Below are 246 nucleotides of genomic sequence, written 5' to 3'. Positions count from 1 at the left end.
TGCGTTTTAGAATATTCCTTTAAGCTGATCTTGTGTAAACAAGTGAAATAAAGGTAGCAGGTAAGGAAAGATCTTTTGCCTTTGGCAAAAATCATTCTTTATCAAACATCGACATTTTCTTTTTTTTGAAAGAAAAGTCTAGGTTAAGCTACAAAGAGCACACGGAGGATGCCTAGGCGCCAGGAGCCGACGAAGGACGTGGCGAACAACGATAAGGCCTCGGGGAGCTGTAAGCAAGCTTTGATC

The 246-nt window shown here is 41.9% G+C and carries 1 rRNA gene; it reads left to right on the top strand.

From position 1 onward, the window contains the following. Positions 1-141: 141 nt before the first annotated feature. Positions 142-246 (top strand): 23S ribosomal RNA (locus WA407_RS26570); the annotation flags it as partial.

It is taken from the genome of Paenibacillus sp. 203 (assembly GCF_037027525.1).
GTDB classification, from domain to species: Bacteria; Bacillota; Bacilli; order Paenibacillales; family Paenibacillaceae; genus Paenibacillus; species Paenibacillus polymyxa_B.
The sequence above is the reverse complement of the archived record's forward strand: the minus strand, read 5'-3'. Positions and strand labels throughout refer to the sequence as shown.